Source organism: Nocardia sp. NPDC059691 (assembly GCF_042733915.1).
In the GTDB taxonomy this organism is placed as follows: domain Bacteria; phylum Actinomycetota; class Actinomycetes; order Mycobacteriales; family Mycobacteriaceae; genus Nocardia; species Nocardia sichangensis.
On sequence record NZ_JBHWFB010000003.1, the window covers coordinates 183,481 to 198,696 of the forward strand.

Annotated in this window: 10 protein-coding genes and 4 tRNA genes; 5 read left to right on the forward strand and 9 right to left on the reverse strand. The window is 68.8% G+C overall.

The window, feature by feature from the left end:
* Nucleotides 1-12: 12 nt before the first annotated feature.
* The 7 genes from ACFV2O_RS07990 to ACFV2O_RS08020 all read right to left on the reverse strand — a co-directional run bounded on the left by ACFV2O_RS07990 (nt 13) and on the right by ACFV2O_RS08020 (nt 9,169).
* The gene (locus tag ACFV2O_RS07990; protein ID WP_379251099.1) at nt 13-612 is read right to left on the reverse strand and encodes an HIT family protein; all 600 of its coding nucleotides are present in this window, start codon (nt 610-612) and stop codon (nt 13-15) included.
* A complete protein-coding gene (gene thrS, locus ACFV2O_RS07995) occupies nt 609-2,672 on the reverse strand; it encodes a threonine--tRNA ligase (protein ID WP_355070439.1) in 2,064 nt (687 codons plus the stop codon). Before thrS ends, ACFV2O_RS07990 begins: the two co-directional genes overlap by 4 nt.
* Nucleotides 2,673-2,895: 223 nt before the next feature.
* Nucleotides 2,896-3,510: a (2Fe-2S)-binding protein gene (locus tag ACFV2O_RS08000; RefSeq protein ID WP_379251101.1), complete on the reverse strand. Its 615-nt coding sequence runs from the start codon at nt 3,508-3,510 to the stop codon at nt 2,896-2,898.
* A gap of 2 nt (nt 3,511-3,512) precedes the next feature.
* Nucleotides 3,513-3,938 carry a TIGR02611 family protein gene (locus ACFV2O_RS08005; protein ID WP_355070436.1) on the reverse strand — a complete coding sequence of 142 codons (426 nt, stop codon included), beginning with the start codon at nt 3,936-3,938 and terminating at the stop codon, nt 3,513-3,515.
* Nucleotides 3,939-4,046: 108 nt separating this feature from the next.
* Complete coding sequence (locus ACFV2O_RS08010; RefSeq protein ID WP_379251103.1) at nt 4,047-6,296, reverse strand: solute carrier family 23 protein; 2,250 nt, start codon at nt 6,294-6,296, stop codon at nt 4,047-4,049.
* Nucleotides 6,297-6,540: 244 nt separating this feature from the next.
* Nucleotides 6,541-8,769, reverse strand: a complete 2,229-nt coding sequence (locus ACFV2O_RS08015) for a SulP family inorganic anion transporter (protein WP_379251105.1) — start codon at nt 8,767-8,769, stop codon at nt 6,541-6,543.
* Between the two features lie 328 nt (nt 8,770-9,097).
* Nucleotides 9,098-9,169 (reverse strand) — tRNA-Val (locus ACFV2O_RS08020).
* 373 nt (nt 9,170-9,542) lie between these two features.
* Between ACFV2O_RS08020 and ACFV2O_RS08025 the strand changes: the two genes are divergently transcribed.
* The 4 genes from ACFV2O_RS08025 (at nt 9,543) to ACFV2O_RS08040 (ending at nt 11,466) form a co-directional block, all read left to right on the forward strand.
* Nucleotides 9,543-9,615, forward strand: a tRNA-Gly gene (locus tag ACFV2O_RS08025).
* 43 nt (nt 9,616-9,658) lie between these two features.
* Nucleotides 9,659-9,729: transfer RNA gene (locus ACFV2O_RS08030), tRNA-Cys, on the forward strand.
* Nucleotide 9,730: 1 nt separating this feature from the next.
* Nucleotides 9,731-9,805 (forward strand) — tRNA-Val (locus ACFV2O_RS08035).
* A 431-nt stretch (nt 9,806-10,236) separates the two neighbouring features.
* Nucleotides 10,237-11,466, forward strand: coding sequence for a sigma factor-like helix-turn-helix DNA-binding protein (locus ACFV2O_RS08040; RefSeq protein WP_379251107.1), 1,230 nt, complete (start codon nt 10,237-10,239; stop codon nt 11,464-11,466).
* On the opposite strand, the gene ACFV2O_RS08045 is transcribed toward ACFV2O_RS08040, so the two are convergent.
* Entirely contained in the window at nt 11,432-12,376 is a 945-nt protein-coding gene (locus ACFV2O_RS08045; protein ID WP_379251109.1) for a hypothetical protein, read from the reverse strand. The two genes, ACFV2O_RS08040 and ACFV2O_RS08045, sit on opposite strands and share 35 nt — an antisense overlap.
* A gap of 549 nt (nt 12,377-12,925) precedes the next feature.
* On the opposite strand from ACFV2O_RS08045, the gene ACFV2O_RS08050 reads away from it, so the two are divergent.
* Nucleotides 12,926-13,966 carry a hypothetical protein gene (locus ACFV2O_RS08050; protein ID WP_379251111.1) on the forward strand — a complete coding sequence of 347 codons (1,041 nt, stop codon included), beginning with the start codon at nt 12,926-12,928 and terminating at the stop codon, nt 13,964-13,966.
* On the opposite strand, the gene ACFV2O_RS08055 is transcribed toward ACFV2O_RS08050, so the two are convergent.
* Nucleotides 13,933-14,895, reverse strand: coding sequence for a LysR family transcriptional regulator (locus tag ACFV2O_RS08055; RefSeq protein ID WP_379251561.1), 963 nt, complete (start codon nt 14,893-14,895; stop codon nt 13,933-13,935). The genes ACFV2O_RS08050 and ACFV2O_RS08055 overlap by 34 nt on opposite strands.
* Between the last annotated feature and the right edge of the window lie 321 nt (nt 14,896-15,216).

Sequence of the window (15,216 nt, forward strand, 5' to 3'; positions counted from 1 at the left end):
CCGGTCGCTCATCTAGGCCTCCTTCCAGGCCGCCGACAGCAGCGCCCTGGTCTCCCGCAGCAGTTGCGGCATCACCTTCGCCCCGCCGATGACCGTGATGAAGTTCGCGTCGCCACCCCAGCGCGGGACGATGTGCTGGTGCAGGTGGTCGGCCAGCGACCCACCGGCCACCCCGCCGAGATTCAGCCCCACGTTGAAGCCGTGCGGCCGGGACACCTTCTTCATCACCCGGATCGCCTGCTGGGTGAAGGCCATCAACTCGGCGCTCTCCGCCTCGGTGAGATCCTCCAGGTTCGCCACCTTGCGGTACGGCACCACCATCATGTGTCCCGGGTTGTACGGGTACAGGTTCAGCACGGCGTACACCAACTCGCCCCTGGCGACGACCAATCCGTCCTCGTCGGACATCTTCGGGATGTCGGTGAAGGGGTGGCCGGTCGAATCCTTGGGAGGGGTGGCCGCCTCCGCGATGTAGGACATGCGATACGGCGTCCACAGGCGCTGCAGCCGATCCGGTTCGCCGGCGCCGGTGTCCACGATGCTTCCCGGCTCGGCCGAGGTCGCGGTCCCGTCCAGATCCGCGAGCCCCTCCGGCACCGTCCGCTCGGTCATGCCCCACCCTTGTTCGCTGATCGGATTTCGAAACCCTCGGCCGTCGGCGACGCGTTCTCCCGGTGGGCGATCCACGCGACGATGGTGGCCACCGCGTCGTCGACCGGCACGCCGTTGACCTGGGTACCGTCGCGGAAGCGGAAGCTCACGGCGTTCGCGTTCACGTCGCGCTCACCGGCGAGCAGCATGAACGGCACCTTCTGGGCGGTGTTGTTGAAGATCTTCTTCTGCATCCGGTCGTCGCTGCGGTCCACCTGTGCCCGGATGCCCTCGTCCTGCAACCGTTCGATCACCCGATCCAGGTGCGGGGCAAAGGTATCCGCGACCGGGATGCCGACGACCTGCACCGGAGACAGCCAGGCCGGGAACGCGCCCGCGTAGTGCTCGGTGAGCACACCGAAGAAGCGCTCGATCGACCCGAACAGCGCGCGGTGGATCATGACCGGCCGCTGCTTGGTGCCGTCCGACGCGGTGTACTCCAGGTCGAAGCGCTCGGGCAGGTTGAAGTCGAGCTGGATGGTCGACATCTGCCAGGTGCGCCCCAGCGCGTCCTTGGCCTGCACGGAGATCTTCGGGCCGTAGAAGGCGGCGCCGCCGGGATCGGGCACCAGCTCGAGACCGGAGGCCGAGGCGACCTTGGACAAGGTCTCGGTGGCCTCCTCCCAGATCTCGTCGGAACCGACGAACTTCTTCGGGTCCTTGGTGGACAGCTCGAGGTAGAAGTCGTCGAGGCCGTAGTCCTTCAGCAGATCCAGCACGAACCGCAGCGTGTCGGTCAGTTCGCTGTGCATCTGCTCTTTGGTGCAGTAGATGTGCGCGTCGTCCTGAGTCATGCCGCGCACCCGGGTCAGGCCGTGCACCACGCCGGACTTCTCGTAGCGGTAGACCGAGCCGAACTCGAACAGCCGCAGCGGCAGCTCCCGATACGACCGGCCGCGGGCGCGGAAGATCAGGTTGTGCATCGGGCAGTTCATCGGCTTGACGTAGTAGTCCTGGCCGGGCTTGCGGACCGTGCCGTCCTCGTTGAGCTCGGCGTCCAGGTGCATCGCAGGGAACATGCCGTCGCGGTACCAGTCCAGGTGGCCGGAGACCTCGAACAGGTGGCCCTTGGTGATGTGCGGGGTGTTGACGAACTCGTAGCCCGCCGCGACGTGCCTGCGGCGCGAGTACTCCTCCAGCTCCTTGCGGATGATGCCGCCCTTGGGGTGGAACACCGGGAGACCGGAACCGAGCTCGTCGGGGAAGCTGAACAGGTCCAGCTCCAGGCCGAGCTTGCGGTGATCGCGGCGCTCCGCCTCGGCGAGCAGGTGCAGGTGCTCGTCGAGCGCCTCCTGGGACTCCCACGCGGTGCCGTAGACGCGCTGCAGGTCCTCCCGGCTCTGGTCACCGCGCCAGTAGGCGGCCGAGCTGCGGGTCAGTTTGAAGGCCGGGATGAACTTGGTGGTCGGGATGTGCGGGCCGCGGCACAGATCGCCCCAGATCTTCTCGCCGGTGCGCGGATCCAGATTGTCGTAGATGGTCAGCTCTTTGCCGCCGACCTCCATGACCTCCGGATCATCGATCCCGGACTTGTCGCTGATCAGCTCCAGTTTGAACGGCTCACCGGCCAGTTCGACCCTGGCCTCGTCGACCTCGACCACCCGGCGGGAGAAACGCTGCGCGCCCTTGACGATCTTCTTCATCCGGGATTCCAGCTTGGCCAGATCCTCCGGGGTGAACGGCCGCTCGACCCGGAAGTCGTAGTAGAACCCGTCCTTGATGTAGGGACCGATGCCCAGCTTGGCCTCGGGGAATTCCTGCTGCACCGCTTGGGCGAGCACATGCGCGGCGGAGTGCCGGATGACGTTGCGGCCGTCGGGGGTGTTCGCCGCGACCGGCTCCACGTCGACGTCCTCGTCCGGGGTCCAGGACAGATCCTTGAGTTCGCCGTCCAGCCGGACGACGACGACGGTCTCCGGCCCCTTGGTGGACAGTCCGGCCTCGCGCACCGCGGCGCCCGCCGTCGTCCCGGCCGGCACCCGGACGAGGGCGACTGGGCTGATGGCGGCTGAGGTGGTCACGGCTGCGCTCTCCTTGGCGTTTCTCGTGCGCGGGCGGGGTCCCGCTGGATGGTGGCCGATCGCAAGTTCGCCCGGCGCGACCATGCTACTGTCCCGCCGCTTCGGCCCGCCCCTCCGGGTTTTGGGCCGTAGCGGTCGGGTGGCGCGAGATTTGCGTTCGGGTCTCTCTCCGGGTGACGCCGGAGTTCCCGGCGTTCCCGTCGAGTTGTCGCGCGCCGGATGGTCAGCCCTCGGCGGCCAGGTCCGCGAGCAGTGCGATGCGTTCGGCGGCAGAACGTTTCGGGCAGCTGGTGCACATCTCGCAGCCGGGGACCTCGAACACCAGGCAGCAGGAGATGCGCCGCACGAAGGTGCGTCCGCCGATCTCGACGAAACGCGGAACCGGAAGTTTGCCGCCGACCTCGGCGGCCAGCCGTGCGCCCGCGTCCGGCGACCCGGCATCCAGTGCGCGGTTGCCGATCGCGTCGGCCACGATCGCCCACAACGCGGGGACGCCTGCGCTCGACACCCGGGCGACCGGCGGGATGACGGTCGCCAGCGTCTCGCGCAGCGCCGATGCGCTACCGGAAGCCCGGGCGCCGTCCACCGGGATGCGCACCCGTTCGACGCCGCCGTCGGGGCGCACTTCGCACTCCAGGCGGTCCAGCGCGGCCTCGGGGGCGTCCGCGTCGTGCGCGTACGCCCGCGCGATCTGCTCCACCAGCGCGGACGCGGCCATGCACCACCACAGCGTGCCCGCGATACGCAGCGACGTGGTCCCCCAGGAATGGCCCATCTCCGCGATACGCGCGGCCAGCCATTCCGGTTGGGTGAGCATGCGCCCCGGAACGGTGGACACCGTTACAGGGGGCTGCGCAGCCATTCCCATTCGACTCCGATCCAACTACCCACAAGCCCGAAGGTTCCCAATACCCACAGCGTCGCCACGACCAGCGCGGCGGTGCCGACCGCCCCGGCCACCTGCACGGCCAGACCTTGCCGGGAGTACCAGTCCATCAACTGCCGATACCGGTCCCGCAGCCAGGTCAAGACCCGGTGCGCCCAAGCGAATTCGGTGGCGAGGATGCCCAGCCCGGCGAACACGATCGCCCAGCCGGGACCGGGATAGGGAATCGCGAGCACACCGGCCGCGAGCACGGCTACACCGACCACCGCGACCACGATCCGGTAGCCGAGGTACAGCGTAGGTCGTCGTTCGAGCCCGGCGCGGAAGGCGCGCCAGCGGGTCGGCCGATCGTCCGAGCTCGTTTCGAGGTCTGCCGTCACATTTCCCAGGGTACGAGGGTCCGGCACAGCGAATCGCGATCCCACTCGCCCGGACACGGTGACCCCGCCCGGCAGGCCGCCCGGGCGGGATCACCCATCCCCGTCCGATCAGACGAGTTCGGGAGCGGGCTGATGGCCCGCGTCATCGATGTGCGCGATCCCGTTCTCGGTCACCTCGACCACCCGGGCACTGGCGATGTCGAAGAACAGGCCCGACACCTTGACGCCGCGCTCGGCGACCGCCTTGCGCACCGCTGGGTGCCGGTGCAGCAACTCGAGCTGCACCGCGACGTTCACCATCGCCAGCTGATCGACCTCGCCGAAACCGGCCTCCCGCGCCGCACTCGCCACCGGGTGGCCCGCGTGGAACCGCTCCAGGCTCGGTCGCGCATGGGCGAGCCAGGCGTCCACGCCGGGGACCTGGGCCCCGGCGTGCAACGCCTTCATCGCACCGCACGAGGAATGCCCGCAGACCACGATCGAGCGGACGTTCAGCTGCTCGAGCGCGAACACCAGCGCGGCCTCCACCGACGCGTCACCCTCGGCGGGCGCCAGGTTGCCCACGTTACGCACCGTGAACAGATCGCCCGGCCCGCTGTTGGTGATGATGTTCGGCACGATCCGCGAGTCCGAGCAGGTCAGGAAGAACGAATCCGGGTCCTGCGTGTCGCGCAACTCGTCCAGATGCGGCCGGACGACGTGCGCGTGGCTGCGGTGGAAGGCCGCCACACCCGCCGCGACCGGATTCTCGTGCCGCTCGTCGCGCCGCCAAGGGCCGAGGATGTCGTCCCAGACCGAGCGGGCGAAGCTGCGTGCGGGCGGCTGCGCCGCGGCGTGGGCCATCCTGGCGCCGCCGATCTCCACGAAATCGACGTTGCCGCCGTGGTTCACCTGCTGGCGGGCGAATTCCTCGATGGCCTCGAACGCCGCGTGATCGAGGAAGTCGACGGTCATCTCCACCGTGACGTCGGCTCCCGGAGGGATCTTCGCGAATTGCGCCGACAGTTTCGGCAGCGCGAGGAAGGTGGCCGATCCGTCGATGGTCACCAGCCAGCGCTGCGTGCCGGGTACCTGTCGGGCCTCGATCGCCACGCGCACCACCCGCCACAGCAGCAGGCCGAAGGCCAGGCCCAGACCGATCAGCACGCCCTCGAGCAGGTTCGCGAACACCACGCCCAGCACCGTCACGGCGTATACCAGCAGGTCGCCGGTGCGCCGCGCCAGTTTGATGTGGGCCAGCTTCACCAGTTGGATGCCGATCACGATGAGCAGACCGGCCAGCGCGGCCTTCGGGATCTGCTCCACCACGGAGACCAGGGCCACCGAGAACACCAGCACCCAGACCCCGTGCAGGATCGCGGAGGCGCGGCTGTGCGCCCCCGCCTGCACGTTGGTGGCGCTACGCACGATCACGCCGGTGACCGGCAGGCCGCCGAGCAGACCGGACAGCACGTTCGCCGAGCCCTGGCCGATCAGTTCCCGGTCGAAGTCGGTGCGCTTGCGCGAGTGCATCTTGTCCACGGCCACCGCGGACAGCAGGCTCTCCACGCTGGCTATCAACGCGATGGTGACGACTGCCAGCGCCAGGCCCGACCAGTCGCCGCGGGGCAGCGCGGGCAGGCCGATGGCGTCGAACAGCGAGCCGTTCAGCACGATGCGCACCGCGTCGAGCGGAAGCACCAGCGACAACGCCGTACCCACGAGCACCGCGACCAGCGGACCCGGCACGACGCGCACCCTGGCGGGCAGGTACTTCCAGCCGAGCATGATCGCGATCACGACCACGCCGATCAGCGCGCCACCCCCGTGCGCGGACAGCAACTGCCCGGGCAGCTCGACGATGTTCCGCCAGGCCGAGCTGTGCGAGGAACCGCCCAGCAGCACATGGATCTGCTGCAGCGCGATGGTGATGCCGATACCGGCGAGCATCGCGTGCACCACCACGGGCGCCACGGCGAGCGCCGCCCTGGCCACGCGGCTCAGGCCGAGCAGGATTTGCAGCACACCGGCGGCGAAGACGATGAAACACGTCGTGCGCCAACCGAATTGATTGATCGTCTCGGCGACCACGACGGTGAGGCCCGCGGCGGGGCCGCTCACCTGGAGGACCGAACCACCGAGGCTTGCGGCGACGATACCGCCGATCACGGCGGCGATGAGCCCGGCGGCGACGGGGGCTCCGGAGGCGATCGCGATGCCGAGCGAAAGCGGCAGCGCGACAAGGAAAACCACGATCGATGCGGGCACGTCGTGGCGCAGGATCTCGGTGAAGCGATCGGACAGCGGTCCGGAACTGCGGCTCGAACCCGCCGGTGCGGGCTTCGACGGTGGCGGGGCCAAATCGTGATCGATAGCCATGACTCTCCTTCGCCGACTCGGCTGTTTCGCCGAGGTCGGTTGACGATCAACATGTCCAGCAGGGCACAAGACCGCGAACCGGCATCTCGCGGTGAAGCAGTCCCGACACAGCGATGAGTCGAGATGTAAACGAGTGCAAGTCTATTGGTAAAGACTTAGCAAAGCCTGAGAAGTTCGCCGATTGTGTGCGATTCCCCACTGTCCGGTCGTCGTCCATCAGCATGATCCATCGCACAACGCCTGGTCAGACGGGTTCCGCCGCGATATCGCGCCGCTCGTCGCCGAACTCCGCGATGCCGTCGGCCATGACCTCGATCACCCGGGCCGTGGCGAGGTCGAAGAACAATCCCGACACCGCCACGCCCCGCTCCTCGATCCCCCGGCGCACGACCGGGTGCGCGTGCAGCGTCTCCAGCTGCACGGCGACGTTCACCATGCCCAGCTGATCCACCGGGCCGAAGCCCGCGACGGCCGCCGCGGCGGCGACCGGATGCCCCAGCCGGTAGCGCTCCAGGCTCGGCCGCGCGTGCGCCAGCCAGTCGCCGAGCCCCGCCCCGGCGCGGACCTCGCGATGCAGCGCCTCCATGGCACCGCAGCCGGAGTGACCGCAGACCACGACCGCGCGCACTTCCAGCCGCTCCAACGCGTAGATCAGCGCCGCCTCCACGGAGACGTCCCCACCGCGCGTAGGCACCAGGTTGCCTACGTTGCGCACGGTGAACAGGTCGCCAGGGCCGCTGTTGGTGATGACGTTCGGCACGATCCTGGCGTCCGCACAGGTGAGGAAGAACGAGTCGGCGTCATGCCTATGGCGCAACTTGTCCAGGTGCGGACGCAGCAGGTGGGCGTGGCCGCGGTGATAGGCGGCTATGCCCGCCGCGATGCGGTCCTCCCGGTCGCCCGTGCGCCGCCACGGTCCGATGACCTGGTCGACGACCTGCCTGAAGTGCCCGCGCTCGGGCGGTCCGGCCAAGGCGGTTGCCATCCTTTCGCCGCCGAGTTCGACGAATTCCACTGCACTACCGTGTGTTTCGTGCTCGCGAGCCCATTCGGTGAGGAACTCGTGCGTAGCGTGGTCCAGGAAGTCGACGGCCATCTCGACGGTCACCTCGGCGTCGGCCGGGACCTTCGCCAGTTCCGCGGTGAGCTTCGGCAAGGCCAGGAAGGTGCACGTGCCGTCGATCGCGACCACCCATCGGCGCGAGCCGGGTACGGGAGCCGCGACGATCAGCACGCGCACTACCCGCCACAGCAGCAGCGCGAACGCGAGCACCAGACCGATCAGCATGCCCTGCAAGAGATTCAGGAACACCACACCCAGCACCGTCGCCAGGTAGACGTACATTTCACCGGCCCGCCTGGCCAGCCGGATGTGCGCCAGCTTGATCAGCTGCGCGCCGACGAAGATGAGCAGTCCGGCCAGCGCGGCGGTCGGGATCTGCCGCACGAGGCCGACCAGGGCCACCGCGAACAGCAGGATCCAGACTCCGTGCAGCACGGTCGCCGCCCTGCTGCGGGCGCCTGTGTTCGCGTTGGTGATGCTGCGCACGATGACGGCCGCGATCGGCAGGCCGCCGAGGAGGCCGGAGACGACGTTGGCCGATCCCTGCCCGATCAGCTCCCGGTCGAAATCGGTGCGGTGACCAGGCCGCATCTTGTCCACCGCGACGGCCGACAGCAGGCTTTCGACGCTGGCGATGAGCGCGATCGTGATCATGGTCGAGGCGACGGCCGCCGGGCCGCCGGAGGGGACGGCGGGCAGACCAAGGGACTCCAGTAACGACTCGTTCAGCACGAGGTGCTCGACCCGCGTGGGCAGGACGAGCGCCAGCAACGTGGCGGTGACCACGGCGACGAGCGGTCCGGGGAGCAGCCGCACCCGCCGTGGCGCGAAGCGCCAAGCGACCAGGATGCCGATGACGACCAGGCCGACGCACAGGTCGCCGGTGCGCACCGACAACAGCTGCCGCGGTAACCCCACCAGCGCGGCGAACGACGAACTCAGCGAGCTGCCCCCGAGCAGCACGTGCACCTGTTGCAGCGCGATCACCACGCCGATGCCCGCCAGCATGCCGTGCACGACCACCGGGGCGATGGCCAGCGCGGCGCGCGCGACCCGACTCAGCCCGAACAGGATCTGCAGCACACCCGCTCCGACGGTGATGAAGCACGTTGCCGCCCAGCCGAATTGGTGCACACTCTCGGCGACGACCACGGTGAGGCTCGCGGTGGGCCCGCTCACCTGGATCGCGGAACCGCCCAGCAATCCGGCCACCACACCGCCGACGACGGCTGCGATGAGGCCTGCCGCCACCGGAGCGCCGGAGGCTACCGCCACGCCGAGTGAAAGGGGAAGCGCGACCAGGAAGACCACGATCGAGGCAGGTAGATCGGCACGGCCGACGCTGGTCAGGTAACCGGCGAGGTGTGCGCGCGGCGACGTCCGTGGTGCGGAATCGGTGTCGGTGGACATATTTTCTCCTTCGCCGGGGTGGCCCCGGTTCATCGGTCAAACATGTTCTTGGCATCGAAAGCGAGCGGCGGGCGAAGCTCGGGCCGTTCCACCGGTCGAGGGAAGCGCGACCCGCGACGCAGCGATCGAGATGATAGTAAAGAGTTCGCAAAGCGCGTGAAAAGGTTTCCGCTCCCGCTGACGGCAACCGCTACCATAATGTGACTCAGGTCACAATGCAACAAATGAGTACGAACAGCGACGGCCCGAACCACCCCGCACCGGGTATGCAACCCCGACCACATATGAAAAATCCCCCCGACCAGCATGGACATCGGGGGGAATGAAGTGGTCCCAGCTGGGATCGAACCAGCGACCTTCCGCGTGTGAGGCGGACGCTCTCCCGCTGAGCTATGAGACCTGACGGGTTTCCGGCGGCTCGAGATGCCCTCCGGACGAGACGAAACATTAGCACGCGCCACCGGCGGTTCACCAAATCGCCATCCGGACAGGGATGGTTCGGCGGGGAGTCGCCGCCCGCGCGCGGCCCGCGCCGGCGGGCATGCCCGGTGGCGACCGAACCAGGTTCGATGGCCGATTCGATGTGCCTCGACCATCGAGAGGACTACCGCGCGCCTCGGCTCCCCCATCCACCACATGCGCCACCCACGTCACAGCTCGCCACTTTCCCGATTTCCGCCGTTCTACCAGCGGATTTGTACCTTTCACCGAGCGTCCGCTAATGTTCTGTCTCGCACCACGGAGGCCGGAAACGAGCCCCGGGGAGGCAGAATGCGGATGTAGCGCAGCTGGTAGCGCATCACCTTGCCAAGGTGAGGGTCGCGGGTTCGAATCCCGTCATCCGCTCGAGAGGTAGGGCCAGGCAACATTACGCCGTCCCCCTTTGCGCGGTGGAGTGGCCGAGTGGTGAGGCAACGGCCTGCAAAGCCGTGCACACGGGTTCGATTCCCGTCTCCACCTCGCGCGATTAGCTCAGCGGGAGAGCGCTTCCCTGACACGGAAGAGGTCACTGGTTCAATCCCAGTATCGCGCACCACCGTCTCACGAGGTCAGACCCGGTTTTCACCGGGTCTGATTTTGTTTGTGCCCCCGTACGCGGATCGAGCCTCCATTGGCCATTCGTCGTGGTCCGGCTCAGGAACAGGTAGTCGGCTACCCATAATGTCCCGGCACCGCCGCCCGCGCCGACCTCACCTGCGGTGACGTCCACATCGGCTGCGTCACGGCCCGAGCCGGCGGATTCCGTCTCAGCGTCTCCGTCATTGCCACGGTCGGCTCAGGTGCCGAAACCTGACGGCGATTCTTTCCCGACAGCGGAACCGACACTCCGCACGAATAGCGCTGCGCAAGCGCCACTGCCCGAACGAGACTGGCCATCATCCCGGTGCTCGAGAGATGGGGCCGCGTGTCGGTGGGTGGGGATACGCTGTGGCGCACAGTGCCGGAGCCGAGTCAGGGGGTTGTCGCGTGACGATCAGCGCGGAGGTCGCGCAAGGCGCGGCGCCGGATGACGACGATCCCGGGTCACTCGACCTGCGCGACGACATCTCGTTCGAACTCGAAGAGGTCAACGAGGTGCTCGGGGAGCTGATCGCGCTGCGCGCCGACCAGAAGGCCAAGGACGGCGACCTGCTGACGGCTCGGCTGGGAGTCGGTGGCGAGAAGCCCGAGACACTGGCCCGGATCGGCGCTCGTTACGACCTTTCCCGCGACCGGGTGCGGCAACTGCACACCAAAGCGGTCGGGCAGATGATCCGGATGGCACAGCTTTCCGGACATCGCGCCGCCGCGGTCCTGTCCGCGCGCTACCCCCTCGACGCCATGGACCGGCAACTCACACGCGCGCTGCTGGTGGAGACGTACGCGACCGACACCGATATCGCCGCGACCGAGCTGTCGTATCTCAAACTCCGGCTGGCCGGGCACGCCGCCGAGGACGCCAAGCGAATCGCCGGATTCGTCACCCAGCGCATCGCGGCGTGGCAGAAGAAGACCAACCGGCGCCTGGCGAAGCTACACGACGCCGAGCCGCGCGCCACGAGTCAGCTGAATACCTGGTTGGGGCAGGTCGACTGGCCCCACGCAGGCACCGCGGCCGCGATCCCGACCTCGTCCGCGCGCACCGTGGACAGCGACGACGACGGCCGAGGGCGCTTCTATCTGGACAAGGTCGGTCGCGACGTGCCGTTCGACTCCGGTCTCGAGGCCAGGCTGCTGCGGATCCTCAACGCCGGCGATCTCGTCGAGACCTTCCTGGAGCAGCCCGCGGCGGTCGTCTACGAACTCGACGGCGCGGAGCGGGTGCACTATCCGAGTATCGTCGCGCGGCTCACCGACGGCCGCACCGTACTGATCGACGTCACGCCGCTGGGCCATGTCGGCTTCCACGTGAACGTCGTGAAATCCGCCGCCGCTCGGGCATACGCGCACGCCAACGGCTGGGGCTGGCTGGTCTGGACCGGCAGCCGCATCGGCGTCCCGGACCTGCGCGCCCGCCCTGTCGACGCCGCGGGTGAGCGGATGCTGCGCGACCTCGTCGAGCGCGGCCCCGTGCACTGGGCCGCGCTCCGCGAGGTGCGCGCGAAGACCGGCCTGGAACTGCTGGACTTCCTCGCGCTGGTGCTGCGCCACGAATGGCGGTGGGACCGGGCGCCCTTCCGGCTCAGCGCACCACCATCGCCCCCGCCAGGAAAGTGACGATCAGCAGCATCGCGCAGATGGTGATCAGCTGCCAGCGGCCGATGGTCACCTCGAGCTTGGCGATCGTGTTGCGCAGGGCCTTGTCGAGCCGGTCGTGATCGGCGATCGTGCGCTGAGCGGCGGCGAGCGCGTCGGCCCGTTCCTGCGCGGCCTGCTCCGCGCGCTCCAGTCGCGTGGTCATCTTCAGCAGATGTTTCTGCTTGTCGCGCAAGGCTTTCCGGGCCACCGCCAGCGACGTGCGCTGGTTGACCAGCTCCTGGCGCTGCCGGGCGATGACCGTGGCCTGCGTCTTCGTGTGGTACTCCCAGTCGGTCACGGTCGCCCAGCCTCCTGTCCTCTCGTCCCGATGGCCCCAGACATACTCGCCGCTCACCCAGCCCTCGATGAACTCGCGCAGCTCGACCGGCTCACGCCGCGGCGCCGCCATCGCGTGCTCGGTGTCGAGCACGCCGGTGACCGCGCGATAATCACAGGCGGCGGGCGCGAAGTCCGCGATGCCCAGGGCGTGCAGGTACGGCACCCAGTAGCCGGGTGGGCACAGCCACAACACGTCCGTACAACCCTCGGCGCGCAGCCGTTCGGTGTGCTCCTGAGCGAGTCCACGCTCCAGCGGACCGCTGCGCACCTCGATCGCGTATATCCGGTCGCCCTTGCGCCAGTACACGTCCACCGGCAAGGTCCCGATGCGCTGATCCACTTCGGCCTCGTCGGCTCCGTAGGCGAGCAGCCTGCCGCACAACCAGTATTTGAGCCGCCGCATATCCCACTGGGCGGCGGCACATTCCGGGCACCCGCAGGCGTAACCGGTCTTCGATCCACGGATACGGCCGGAAGCCTCTCCGATACCCAACTCGGCGAGCATCGCTCGGCGCCCGCAGGCGATCTCCGCCCGCTGCTTCGTTCTCACGCGACCACTCCCCTGCACAAACCACCGCAGGCCCGGCGACCTACGCCATAGATCAAGAGTGCGTCAGACTCGGCTACCTCGCCAGCCCCGTTCACCCCGCGCTCGGGTGTGCCACACACGTGGCCTGCCGACGAGATCTGCGTTGTACTCTGCGGCACAAGGGCTTTCATCATGCCACGGGACGGCATCGGCCACTGCGGGAACGCTGAATTGACAGTTGCCGCCATCCCACGACGCGCCCGGCCGCTCGCAACCCTGGCCCCCCGGCAACCGGCACGGCCTTCGCGCAGCCACCCCTGGGCGTGAACTCGCGCAGGACACGCTTCGGGCGGATAATGACCGATCAGATGCGTCGGCCCGTTTCCGGACAAACCGGGTCGCCGCGTAATCCGCCTGCAGGGGGCTGATTCCGGGGGCCTAGGCTGCTTCGATCAGGTCTTGAATCGGCGGTGCACCGCCGAATCTTTCGCGAGCCGCGGATGTCCAACTGGGCGGATAGAATCGTCCGGCCGAGTGCGAGCTGGGCCGATACGGGGAAGTGGGTACTGGATGGAGCACGGTCAGCAGACCGGCGAGTCGGTCGGCGCGATGTTGGCGAGTATCGCATCGGCTCTCCGAGAGGTCAGCGAGAAGCTCGACGCGGTGGCGGCCCGGATCGACGGTGCGCAGACCGTGGTGAGCGAACCGACCGTCGAGGGGCGGTTGGCCGAGCTCGAGGCGTGGGCTTTCCGCGCCGGACAGGACATCTCGAGTCTCGATGCCAGGGTGGAGCGCCTGGAATCCGGTGACGACCCAGCGCAGGAGGACCAGCGAACTGCGCAACGCCCGCTTCCCCGGGCAGCCGCGGGACGATCGAACGCGCGCGGACCGCAGCACGGCGGCGCCGAAGCCACTGCGCAGAAGAGCGATTCCCGCGAGCCGGCCGGTGCCACGAACGGTGCGCGCCCGCAGCGCACGCCGCGAGAGCCGGTGCACGCGGCGGTCGAACCGAGTTCCGCTGCGCAGACGAGTTTCACACCGCCGCGCGAGCCCACGCCGACCGCGCTCGATACGAACGCCACGTCCGGGCAGAACTTCACCACGCCCCGCGACCCGGCGGCGAGCTTCACCGCCCCGCCGTCCCGTGAGCCGGCTTTCACCACTCCGGTCCAACGGGAGCCCGTATCGCCTTTCACCGCGCCGACACCGCGCGACCCGAGCACGGGACAGCAGGAGGCGTTCATCGCCTCGCGCGAACCCGCCACCTCGTACTCCCCCGGTGCGAACGCCGCGTACGAGAGCATCGTCGCGTCCGCCCCGAGCACGACGCACAACGGCTCGGAGAACGGCACAGCCCCCGGCACCCCGGGACTCACCGGAGCGCACCGCGCCGGCGACGACGACCGCACCCCGGTCGAGAACACGCACGTGGACAAGCTGCAAGCCATGCTGGACGAACTCAAGCGCACGGCGGCGGCTCCGCTGGGCCGCTCCGACCTCTTCGGGCCTGCGCCGGGCGAGTCGACGACGAATGGCTATCAGTCCGACCGCACCGACGCGCAGCGCCGACCGGCCGACTACCGGCTATCCAGCCCGCCCCCGATGTCCTGAAGGGCCTTGACGCGGCGCCGCTTCGGCGGACGCGCCGCCGCGAACGAACGCAACAGGATCTGCTGGACGAGATCGCGCAGCCAGCGATGCCCCCCGTCGGCGGTGTTGCGCGGATGCCAGGCCATCCCGATGGCGACTTCGGGCAACGGCAGGGGTATCTCGAACGCGCTCAATCCGATCGCGGGTAGGGTAGCGGCGCTCAGCAGGGCGGGCGCGGGGCAGACCAGGTCGCTGCCGCGCACCGCGAACAGCGCGCTGGTCAGCGTGGGCACGGTGGCCACCACCCGCCGGGTGCGGCCGTGCAGGGCGAGGCGGTCGTCGATCGGGCCGTGCGAACGGCCGGTGCGCGAAATGCTCAGGTGCGGCGCGGCGGCGTACGCGGCGACGGTGACGCGATCGGTGACCAGCGGATGGTCGGTGGCGGCGACTCCGATCACCCGGTCGGTGAGCACTCTGCGCACAGTGGTCTCGGGGTCGGTGTGGTCGATCACGCCGACCTCCAAGTCGACGCGTCCATCCCGCAACGCCCCGGTGCCCTCGGCGATCTCCGGCAGGAAGCGCAGCGTCACGCCCGGCGCTTGGGCGCGCACCGCGGACAGCAGGGGCCCGGCCAGTTCGGTGAGCACCATGTCGCCCGCCTGTATCGCGAACGTCCGGCGCAGCGCGGCCGGGTCGAGGTCGTCGCGCGGCGTCAGCAGTGCGCGGCCCTGCTCGACCAGCGTGCTGACCTCGTAACGCAATTCCAGTGCGCGCGGCGTCGGCACCAGGTTGCGACCGGCACGCACGAGCAGCGGGTCGCCCAGTACGTCGCGCAATCTGGCCAGCGTCCGGCTCATCGCGGGCGGCGAGGTGTGTAGGCGCTCCGCGGCCAAGGTGACGCTGTTGGTGTCCAGCAGTGCGTCGAGGGCCACGAGGAGATTCATGTCCAGCGCTTCCACCCTTGGATTATCGCCAACGCAAACAACGCCCCCCGGTATTGCGCGCGCGATAACTCGCGGCGAGTCCGAACCGAGCGGTTCCACTGGACAGTCGGAGGCGGAACCGTCCGTGATCGAGCGGGCCGCCGCCGCGGGCACGGCACCGTTGCGAGCATCCGGCTGGCCGGTGAGCTGGGGATACGCCCCGCACAGGCCAGCTGGGCGGCGGCGCGACAGTCTTGGTCGAGCACGCCGGACCCAGAAAGCAGCACCGCAGACCGATCGGCCATCGGATGGCCCGGCACGATTTGCCGCATGACAGCCGCCGGTTCG

Excerpts from the sequence above, each read along its gene's own strand:
- ACFV2O_RS07990 (WP_379251099.1), bottom strand. The coding sequence starts at position 612 with ATGACCGAGCGGACGGTGCCGGAGGGGCTCGCGGATCTGGACGGGACC.
- ACFV2O_RS08050 (WP_379251111.1), top strand. The coding sequence starts at position 12,926 with ATGGAGCACGGTCAGCAGACCGGCGAGTCGGTCGGCGCGATGTTGGCG.
- ACFV2O_RS08015 (WP_379251105.1), bottom strand. The coding sequence starts at position 8,769 with ATGTCCACCGACACCGATTCCGCACCACGGACGTCGCCGCGCGCACAC.
- ACFV2O_RS08010 (WP_379251103.1), bottom strand. The coding sequence starts at position 6,296 with ATGGCTATCGATCACGATTTGGCCCCGCCACCGTCGAAGCCCGCACCG.